This is a genomic window from Halomonas sp. 3D7M (assembly GCF_014897885.1).
Taxonomy (GTDB): Bacteria; Pseudomonadota; Gammaproteobacteria; order Pseudomonadales; family Halomonadaceae; genus Vreelandella.
This window is the reverse complement of sequence record NZ_JABUZF010000233.1, coordinates 10,248-18,986: the sequence shown is the minus strand read 5'-3', so window position 1 is coordinate 18,986 and position 8,739 is coordinate 10,248. Positions and strand designations below refer to the sequence as shown.

Here is an 8,739-nt window from a genome sequence, read left to right as displayed (position 1 = left end):
TGTTTGCGCTATTGGTTATAGACTATTCGAAAAAATCCCCCAGGGCTGATGCCTTGGGGGATTTTTTTATGCTTTGAAAATGTGAGAATTAGCGGCAGATTGCTTCCAGTGCCTCTATTAAACTATCCATTTCATCATCTGTGCCGATGGTGATGCGCAAGGAGTTGTTGAGCGCGTCAGTATTAAAGTGACGTACCAAGACTCCTCGCTCGCGGAGGCCTGCAAACAGCTGAGCGCCTTCAAAATCGGGATGCTGGGCAAGCACGAAGTTGGCTTTTGATGGCAGTACTTCAAAGCCTAGCTGCTCAAGACGCTGACGCGTGCGCTCTCGAGTCGTGATCACATTATTTCGGCAGGCGTTAAAATGTTCTTCATCCTTAAGGGCTTCAATGCCGATGAGGCTCGCTAGACTATCGACGGGATAGGAGTTAAACGAGTCTTTGACCCGCTGAAGTCCATCAATCAGCTCTGGGGAGCCGATGGCATAGCCCAAGCGTAACCCCGCCAAGCTACGTGATTTAGAGAACGTTCCAGTGACTAGCAGGTTAGGGTGGCGCTCAACTAAGGCGACAGCGCTTTCTGCGCCGAAATCAACATAAGCCTCATCAATTAATACAACCCGGTTTGTCACGCGCTTAAGCAGAGCCTCAATGGTTTCGAGGGGGTGCGCGTGTCCAGTCGGCGCGTTTGGGTTGGCAAAAATAACGCCGCTGCGCTCTGATGCACTCGCCAGAGCATCAATATCAACTTCCCACTGGGCATTTAGTGGGTGTTTGCGAAGCGTGACGCCATAAAGATTGGCGTAAACAGGGTAGAAGCTATAGGTGATTGAGGGGACATCCAGCGGTGCGTCATGGCAGAAGAAGGCCTGAAACGCAAACGCGAGCACTTCATCTGACCCATTGCCGACGAAGGTTTCTGCCACGCTAACCCCATAGCTTTCAGCCAGCGCTGTACGCAATGCATAAGAGGTAGGGTCAGGATACAAGCGCAAATGATCGATGGCATAATTACGCAGCGCCTTGCTCACCCCTGGCGCGGGTGGGTAAGGGTTTTCATTGGTGTTGAGTTTAATAACCTGTTCGCGGGGCTGCTCACCTGGCACATAGGGGGTAAGCTCCCGAACAGCTGGACTCCAGTATTGGCTCATGCGGGTAACCTGATTATCCTAATGTTAATACCCCATGGTCACCCGATGGCTGCCCGAGCGCAAGCATTCAAGTAAGTAAGGGGGTGGGCGTCGCACCTTGTAGCGGTTATGCTGTCATAAGCGCGCGAAAGAAATGTATGTCCAACACGATAAGGAGACACTCAATGCAATTTAGGAGTTTGCTAGCCGGCTCGGCTATGTTGGCACTGCTGGCGGGCTGTGCAGCTGGCCCGACGGGCCAGAGTGAAGATGCAGGAATGACTGCTTCTCAAGTCAATTACCAAGGTACGCTGCCTTGCCGCAACTGCGATGGTATCGACTTGGATGTGACGATGATAGGCGAAGAAATGAGTGCTCCTGAAGAACGGACGTTCACGTTAAACGCCACTTATCGTAATCATCCACAAACACCACCAGACGAAAACTATGCAGGTAACTGGGAAGTGTTGACGGGCACGCCGTCTGATCCGGATGCTACTGTCTATGAATTAACGCCGAATGGCGATGGTCAGATTTACTACTTCCAGCGTATCAGTGAGCGCACGCTGGAGCTAATCGACCCAGAGCGTCGTCGTTTCGAGAATGGCGAAATGCTGCAGTTACAGCGTCAATAAAGTGTGAAGCGACGCTCAAAGGCGGCCATTGGCCGCCTTTTGCATTTCTAGCGATCTGATGCATAAATCTCAGTGGCGACATCAAGATATCAACAGGAGCAACATGGCGGTGGCGAAAGCGAAGAGTGCCTTTGTATGTACCGAGTGCGGTGCAGAGTATCGAAAGTGGCAAGGCCAGTGCTCCAGCTGCCAGGAGTGGAACACGCTAAGTGAGATTCGTTTGGCCAGTGCGCGACCTGGAGGTGGTACTGCGACGGGACGAGCGGGCTATGCTGGAGACCTGTCGCGCGATGTAGTGGATCTTAGCAATGTGAATCTCAGTGAGGTTCCTCGCCTTACCTCGACCTTTGCCGAGTTTGACCGTGTGCTGGGTGGTGGCTTAGTGCCGGGTTCCGCTGTGTTACTGGGGGGGAATCCAGGCGCTGGTAAATCTACACTGCTTCTACAAACTGCCTGCAAGCTCGCCCAGCAGCGGCGTATTCTATATGTCACTGGGGAGGAGTCGCTTTCCCAAGTCGCCATGCGCGCCCACCGCTTACAGCTGCCTACTAATGGCTTGAAAATGTTGGCCGAGACCAGCGTGGAAACCATCTTGGCGGTATCTGAACGGGAGAAGCCAGAGATTCTGGTGATTGACTCCATCCAGACTATGCATCTGGAAGATATCAGCTCTGCGCCGGGAGGCGTTGCCCAGGTACGGGAATCTGCGGCAGCGCTGACACGCTTCGCTAAGCAAACGAACACGGTTCTTTTGCTGGTTGGTCATGTGACCAAAGATGGCACGCTGGCGGGTCCTAAAGTGCTGGAGCACATGATTGATGCTTCGTTGCTATTAGAGGGCGGAGCTGATTCTCGATTTAGAACGCTCCGCGGCCAGAAAAACCGCTTCGGCGCGGTGAATGAGCTGGGTGTGTTTGCAATGCTCGAGCAAGGCTTGAAAGAGGTTAAAAACCCCAGTGCGATTTTCCTCTCACGCCAAGAAGAGCAGGCACCCGGTAGCTTGGTCATGGTGGTGTGGGAAGGCACTCGGCCAATTCTAGTGGAGGTGCAGGCATTGGTGGATGAGTCTGCCCTGGGTAATCCTCGCCGTGTTGCCGTTGGCGTCGATCAAAACCGACTTGCCATGCTGCTAGCCGTATTAAATCGCCACGGTGGTCTGTTTACCGGTGATCAGGATGTCTTCCTTAACGTGGTGGGTGGAGTGAAAGTGCTCGAAACCAGTGCTGACTTAGCGGTGCTGTTAGCCGTGGTGTCCAGTCTGCAAAATCGCGCACTGCCAAAAGAGCTGGTGGTGTTTGGCGAAGTGGGGCTTTCAGGAGAAATTCGACCAGTGCCCAGTGGGCAAGAACGCATTGCTGAAGCGGCTAAGCACGGTTTTCTAAGGGCAATTGTTCCGCGCGGCAACGCACCCAAGCAGGCTCCGAAGGGAATGGAGGTTATCCCTGTCGATAAATTGAGCGATGCCCTGGAAGCGTTGTAGCGTAAGCTATGCTAAGGAAAAGCATTAAGACTAAGGAGAGGCGCCATGAGTGCAATTCGGTTAACCCAATATAGTCACGGAGCGGGTTGCGGCTGCAAAATTGCACCAGATGTACTGGATGGGATTCTTGCTAAAGCTGGGCCTGCCGCGGGCCATAAACGCCTCATTGTCGGTAACAAGGGACGCGAAGACGCAGCGGTGTATGATTTGGGTGATGGCCGCGGCATGATTGCGACCACCGACTTCTTTATGCCGATTGTCGATGACCCCTTTGATTTTGGTCGTATTGCTGCCACTAACGCGATTAGCGATGTCTATGCCATGGGTGGCACGCCGGTCATGGCATTAGGGATTTTAGGTTGGCCGCTGGATAAACTCAGCGCAGAAATCGCGGGAGATGTTGTTGCCGGTGCCCAGGCTGTTTGTCGTGAGCTAGGGGTAGCGTTAGCGGGCGGTCACTCGATCGATGCTCCTGAGCCGATGTTTGGTTTGGCGGTCAACGGGTTAGTCGATTTAGCGCATTTAAAGCTCAACAGCCAAGCAAAGCCTAATGACCTGTTATTCCTAACCAAGCCACTTGGCGTAGGGCTACTAACCACAGCCGAAAAACGGGGTTTGTTAGAGGCTGGCCATCACGGCCTTGCTCGTGAAACGATGCTCAAGCCCAATCATATCGGTGTTGAGTTAGCTAAGGTGAAAGGCGTTAACGCTATGACGGATGTCACCGGGTTTGGCCTTGCTGGACACCTAGCTGAAATGTGCAGCGCAAGCGGTGTGATGGCGCAGATCGATTTTCGCCGCTTACCCCGTTTAGCAGAAGCCGAAGCCTACCGTCGGCAGGGCGCTGTCCCCGGGGGTTCGCTGCGCAACCGCGAAGCCCTTGGCAAAGCGTTGCCTGCGATGGACGATGCTCACTGGCAATGGCTGTGTGATCCTCAGACGTCAGGTGGTTTGCTGATCAGTGTCGACCCTGCCTGGGAAGACGATGTAGAGCGTATTGGTCGTGAGCACAGTCTTACCTTGGTGCCGTTTGGCACCATGAAGGCAGCTCAAGGCGACGTTTTGATTGAGGTCATTGGATGACGCTAGCCACTGTTCCGGCATCATTGAACTTAATTGCGCAAACAACACCGCTGATAGATGTGCGCGCCCCGGTTGAATTTATTCAAGGCAGTTTGCCTGGCGCGGTTAACTTACCGTTAATGGTTGATGATGAGCGCCATCAAGTGGGCATTGCTTATAAACAGCACGGACAGCAGGTGGCAATCGGGTTAGGTGAACGTTTAGTCAGCGGTGACACTAAACGAGCACGCGTTGACGCGTGGCTGGGATACGTAGCGCGTCAACCAGACGCTATTATCTACTGTTTTCGCGGAGGGCTGCGTTCGCAAATTGCACAGCAATGGCTTGCTGATGCAGGCATCAACAGGCCGCGCATTGACGGTGGCTGGAAAGCGATGCGGCAACGGCTATGTCAGCGCATTGATGAGGCTGCCAGCCAGCCGATGCTGGTCGTGGCCAGCCAGCCGATGCTGGTCGTGGCGGGGCTGACGGGTTGCGCGAAAACGACGCTAATTAATCAATTGAGTAACGGCATTGATCTGGAGGCGTTTGCCAACCATAAAGGATCGGCTTTTGGGAGGCAGCCAGAAGAACCGACAACACAAATTGATTTTGAACATGCCTTAGCCAAGCGCTTAATTGGGCTGACGGGAAGCTTAGTGGTAGAAGATGAGTCGCGGCAAATCGGTAATGCCAATATTCCGCTTACCTTTTGGCATGCCCTGCAGCGTGCGCCGCGAATACGCATTGAGATGCCCTTGGATTGGCGTTTAGAGCAGTTGCGCCGTGACTATATCGAAGCACTTGAACAGCGCTACACTGCCCGTTACGGCCAGCAAGAGGGCTGGCAACGTATGCGACTCCAATTAGCCAATGCCCTGGAGCGTTTGGCGAAACGCTTAGGCAATGCCCGATTGCAGCGTCTACAGCGATTACAAGGTATGGCGTTTGATGCCCATGCGCTAGGGAATATTCAAGCCCACGAAGCATGGCTTGCGCCACTGTTGACCGAATATTACGACCCACTTTATCGCTATCATCTTGAAAAGCAGCGAGATAACCGTCCTGTGGAACTGCATGTTGGCGATTGGGAAAGCTGCTTAGAAGCCGCTAGGCAGTGGAGCGCTTAGCGGCGTTGTATTCATCTATAGCTTATGCCGCTTTCAGCCATTGGGTCATCACGCGGTCTAGCAGCGGGGCTAACTGATGAAAGCGTCCAGCATCTTCTAGGATCTGTTCACTGGTTTGTATAAAGCGTCCTGCTGCGGCAGTTTTGGGCTGTGGCCACTCATCGGCATTGAGCAGTGGTGATACGCTAGAAGCCGTCGCTTCGAAATGACACAGTAAACCGACGACACGCCCGGCGTCCCACGAAAAACCTTGCAGTGGTGCTGCTGCACTGCCGCCTAGTGGTAGTGCGCTTTCCGGTAAGCTAAACACGAGGCGGTGCCTCATAAATGCCTCAAATTGTTCGGGTAGGTCAAAGGTGCTTTCTGGGGCAAGTGTTATTTGGTGCCAGCCAATTTCAGGGTAGGTGCCTGGTGCAATAACGGCATCCAGCGCCTCCGCTATCCACAGTGCGCCCAAGCCAATACCCAATACTGGTTTCTGCCCATCCAGATAGCGGTTAATCAGCTTGCGTTCGGCTTTAAACCAATCGGGTGGATCATTCACTAGACGTTCAGGGCCATCCAGTATAATTAGCGCGTCGCACTCACCTGGTCGTGGGGTTAGCTCGCCCGCATAAAGATGAAAAACGGTGTAACTATGGCCCATACTCTCAAGCCAGTCAGTTAGACGAGCGGGACCATGGTCAGGGCCGTGCTGTAGCAGATGGATATGCATGGTAATCTCCTCGCCGGCCGATGTTAATAACGCGATAGGGATCTCCTGCCGCGTTTGTGCGACGATAACGTATCGCGTTCATTTCACCAATATTGTGACCCAGGAAATCAGCATGGTGGCTAAACCCCTAGGATTTTACCAGCGGCTTCAACAGTTGCCGTTGCCCGCTCAGCAAGCGTTTATGGCAGCCCTATGTGAACGTCTGCTACCTAACTACGCGCTTTATCAACAAACCGCGGGGGTAGGTGACGAGCATACACTGCGGACTGTGCTGAGCCTGGTGTGGGAACGTTTGAGCGTTTCGAATGCGAGCATAGACTTTGCTCGGCAAGCGGAAAAACTGGCTGAGTGCGAACCTCCTGAAGATGATGAGAGCTTTGGAGCGCGCCGAGCGTTAGATGCTGTTGTGTCGGTATCCGCGCTGCTGGATACGTTGCTGGGGGAGTCGCCCGAAGCCGTGTTAGATGTCAGCCGCACCTCGCGAGCGGGCGTGCGCGCTTTTATCGAGCTAACGGAAGGTGAAGAAGATGCCCAGGCGCTTGCGCTGATCATTCGCGACCATCCCTTGATGGCCGACGAAAATGATTTCCAGGACGCTGTTTTGGACGCCGTGAGCGAGCCAATTAATAAAACCTCCCTAAAAGAAATTCGTCAGCTAGGGCGTAATAACGGCATTAGTAATCTTGGTTTAACCTTAGACGAAGGCGAGGAGTAACGGTCGAAGCTGGTTAAAACCGCAGGCCCGCCGTGACCATCATGCCGGCGGTGCCGAAGATGATAAGGTCTGATTCTACACGCCCCCATTGCACGCCAATGCTGGGTAGCAGTGCAGGCGCCGTGCCTAAATGGTTAAAGGGAATCTTGTCGCGATATTCACCTTTATAGCCGTGTAGTAGCCCGCCAGTTAGCTTGGCGCGTACGTTGATCTCTTCGGCAAATTGCCAAAGCGGGAATTCACGCCCAGCATAAAAATACCAGGTTGGTTGATCAAATGAGTTTTTAAACCATGCCGCCCCTGTTAACCAGCGGTCTGGATTATGTAGTTCAATGCTTGCCAGTTTTTGCTGATTGGTATGGTCAGGGTCAGGATCGAAGTGGCGCGTTAGCAAACTGGTTTGCACCAGTGTGTGATCAAGTTCTAAGGTGGGAGGCCAATCTGGCAAAGAAAAGGCTGAGACGGTAGTGCTCAGCCAAATCCCTGCTATCCCTCCTGCCCATTGATAATAACGAGGCATGTCACTGCTCCTGAGAGAAGGGCTTTTTGCTAAGTGGTTTCGCTAAAGGCGCATTTCGATGCCGTGCTCCGCCATGTAACGTTTTGCTTCTGGTATCGTATATTCACCAAAGTGGAAGATGCTTGCTGCCAATACCGCATCGGCACCACCTTTGAGTACGCCGTCTACTAGGTGATCCAAGTTTCCTACACCGCCAGAAGCAATCACCGGCACGCTAACGGCTTCAGAAATAGCATGGGTAACCCCCAGATCAAAGCCCACTTTAGTGCCGTCGCGATCCATACTGGTGAGCAATAACTCGCCAGCACCAAACTCTACCATCTTTTTGGCCCACTCGATGGCATCCAGTCCCGTTGGTCGACGCCCACCGTGAGTGAATATTTCCCAGCGAGGAGGCTCGCCTTCTTTAGACACCTTCTTAGCGTCAATCGCCACCACAATACATTGGCTGCCAAAGCGCTCGGCGGCTTCGCGAACAAACTCGGGGTTGGTCACCGCGGCGGTATTGATGGAGACTTTGTCAGCCCCTGCATTCAGCATCGTGCGAATATCATCGCAACTGCGGATGCCTCCCCCCACGGTGAGGGGAATAAACACTTCACCGGCAATGCGCTCTACCATGTCGACCGTTGTGTCACGGTTTTCATGGCTGGCGGTAATGTCGAGGAAGGTGATTTCATCGGCACCCTGCTGGTTATAGCGCTGAGCAATTTCGACCGGGTCGCCTGCATCACGGATGCCAACAAAGTTAACGCCTTTCACCACGCGTCCGGCATCGACATCTAAGCAAGGGATAATACGTTTCGCTAAACTCATTTGTCGCCTCCGCTAAGCTGGTCGCTCAAGCGCTGAGCTTCTGCCACATCGAGGCTGCCTTCATAGATCGCGCGGCCGGTAATCGCGCCTAAAATGCCGCTGTCAGCGACATCACACAGCGCACGAATGTCGTCTAAATTGGTGACGCCACCGGAAGCAATCACCGGTAAGCCACCTTCGCGGGCTAGCGCAGCCGTGGCTTCTACATTGACGCCTTGCATCATGCCATCGCGGGCGATGTCGGTATAGACAATGCTGGAAACGCCGTCATTGGCAAAGCGCTTGGCGAGCTCGGTCGCCTTTAAAGTGGATACTTCCGCCCAGCCATCGGTGGCCACATAGCCATCTTTAGCATCCAGGCCAACAATAATGTGGCCTGGGAACGCACGGCACATTTCGCCCACGAAGTTCGGCTCTTTAACTGCTTTAGTGCCAATAATGACGTAAGAAACCCCGGCATTTAAATAATGCTCAATGGTTTCCGCTGAGCGGATACCGCCGCCAATTTGGATGGGCAGCTTAGGGTAGGCGCGCGCA

At 53.5% G+C, this 8,739-nt stretch carries 10 protein-coding genes; 5 read left to right on the top strand and 5 right to left on the bottom strand.

Annotated elements, in window-relative coordinates; translation table 11 throughout:
* Positions 1-88: 88 nt before the first annotated feature.
* Entirely contained in the window at positions 89-1,150 is a 1,062-nt protein-coding gene (hisC, locus tag INT22_RS13060; protein ID WP_193060154.1) for a histidinol-phosphate transaminase, read from the bottom strand.
* Between the two features lie 164 nt (positions 1,151-1,314).
* Between hisC and INT22_RS13055 the strand changes: the two genes are divergently transcribed.
* From INT22_RS13055 to mnmH, 4 genes are all read left to right on the top strand, one after another.
* The gene (locus tag INT22_RS13055; protein WP_089039894.1) at positions 1,315-1,764 is read left to right on the top strand and encodes a copper resistance protein NlpE N-terminal domain-containing protein; all 450 of its coding nucleotides are present in this window, start codon (positions 1,315-1,317) and stop codon (positions 1,762-1,764) included.
* Positions 1,765-1,873: 109 nt separating this feature from the next.
* A complete protein-coding gene (gene radA, locus INT22_RS13050; protein WP_193060155.1) occupies positions 1,874-3,244 on the top strand; it encodes a DNA repair protein RadA in 1,371 nt (456 codons plus the stop codon).
* Positions 3,245-3,289: 45 nt separating this feature from the next.
* Complete coding sequence (gene selD / locus INT22_RS13045) at positions 3,290-4,327, top strand: selenide, water dikinase SelD (RefSeq protein ID WP_089039892.1); 1,038 nt, start codon at positions 3,290-3,292, stop codon at positions 4,325-4,327.
* On the top strand, positions 4,324-5,436 hold the full coding sequence (gene mnmH, locus INT22_RS13040; RefSeq protein WP_193068354.1) for a tRNA 2-selenouridine(34) synthase MnmH: 1,113 nt from the start codon (positions 4,324-4,326) through the stop codon (positions 5,434-5,436). The genes selD and mnmH overlap by 4 nt, the downstream gene beginning before the upstream one ends.
* Positions 5,437-5,458: 22 nt before the next feature.
* Here the strand turns inward: mnmH and INT22_RS13035 are convergent, their stop codons facing one another.
* Positions 5,459-6,151, bottom strand: a complete 693-nt coding sequence (locus INT22_RS13035; RefSeq protein ID WP_193060152.1) for a type 1 glutamine amidotransferase — start codon at positions 6,149-6,151, stop codon at positions 5,459-5,461.
* A 112-nt stretch (positions 6,152-6,263) separates the two neighbouring features.
* Here INT22_RS13035 and INT22_RS13030 point away from each other — a divergent pair, with 112 nt between their 5' ends.
* Positions 6,264-6,866 carry a YjaG family protein gene (locus INT22_RS13030; protein ID WP_193060151.1) on the top strand — a complete coding sequence of 201 codons (603 nt, stop codon included), beginning with the start codon at positions 6,264-6,266 and terminating at the stop codon, positions 6,864-6,866.
* A 13-nt stretch (positions 6,867-6,879) separates the two neighbouring features.
* Here INT22_RS13030 and INT22_RS13025 read toward each other — a convergent pair whose 3' ends face one another.
* The 3 genes from INT22_RS13025 to INT22_RS13015 all read right to left on the bottom strand — a co-directional run.
* Positions 6,880-7,386: a hypothetical protein gene (locus INT22_RS13025; protein WP_193060150.1), complete on the bottom strand. Its 507-nt coding sequence runs from the start codon at positions 7,384-7,386 to the stop codon at positions 6,880-6,882.
* A 42-nt stretch (positions 7,387-7,428) separates the two neighbouring features.
* Complete coding sequence (hisF, locus tag INT22_RS13020; protein ID WP_193060149.1) at positions 7,429-8,202, bottom strand: imidazole glycerol phosphate synthase subunit HisF; 774 nt, start codon at positions 8,200-8,202, stop codon at positions 7,429-7,431.
* On the bottom strand, positions 8,199-8,739 hold a 541-nt coding region (locus INT22_RS13015; protein ID WP_226912704.1), incomplete at its 5' end, for a HisA/HisF-related TIM barrel protein. The genes INT22_RS13015 and hisF, both read right to left, overlap by 4 nt.

Excerpts from the sequence above, each read along its gene's own strand:
- hisC (WP_193060154.1), bottom strand. The coding sequence starts at position 1,150 with ATGAGCCAATACTGGAGTCCAGCTGTTCGGGAGCTTACCCCCTATGTG.
- INT22_RS13055 (WP_089039894.1), top strand. The coding sequence starts at position 1,315 with ATGCAATTTAGGAGTTTGCTAGCCGGCTCGGCTATGTTGGCACTGCTG.
- selD (WP_089039892.1), top strand. The coding sequence starts at position 3,290 with ATGAGTGCAATTCGGTTAACCCAATATAGTCACGGAGCGGGTTGCGGC.
- mnmH (WP_193068354.1), top strand. The coding sequence starts at position 4,324 with ATGACGCTAGCCACTGTTCCGGCATCATTGAACTTAATTGCGCAAACA.
- INT22_RS13035 (WP_193060152.1), bottom strand. The coding sequence starts at position 6,151 with ATGCATATCCATCTGCTACAGCACGGCCCTGACCATGGTCCCGCTCGT.
- INT22_RS13030 (WP_193060151.1), top strand. The coding sequence starts at position 6,264 with ATGGTGGCTAAACCCCTAGGATTTTACCAGCGGCTTCAACAGTTGCCG.
- INT22_RS13025 (WP_193060150.1), bottom strand. The coding sequence starts at position 7,386 with ATGCCTCGTTATTATCAATGGGCAGGAGGGATAGCAGGGATTTGGCTG.
- hisF (WP_193060149.1), bottom strand. The coding sequence starts at position 8,202 with ATGAGTTTAGCGAAACGTATTATCCCTTGCTTAGATGTCGATGCCGGA.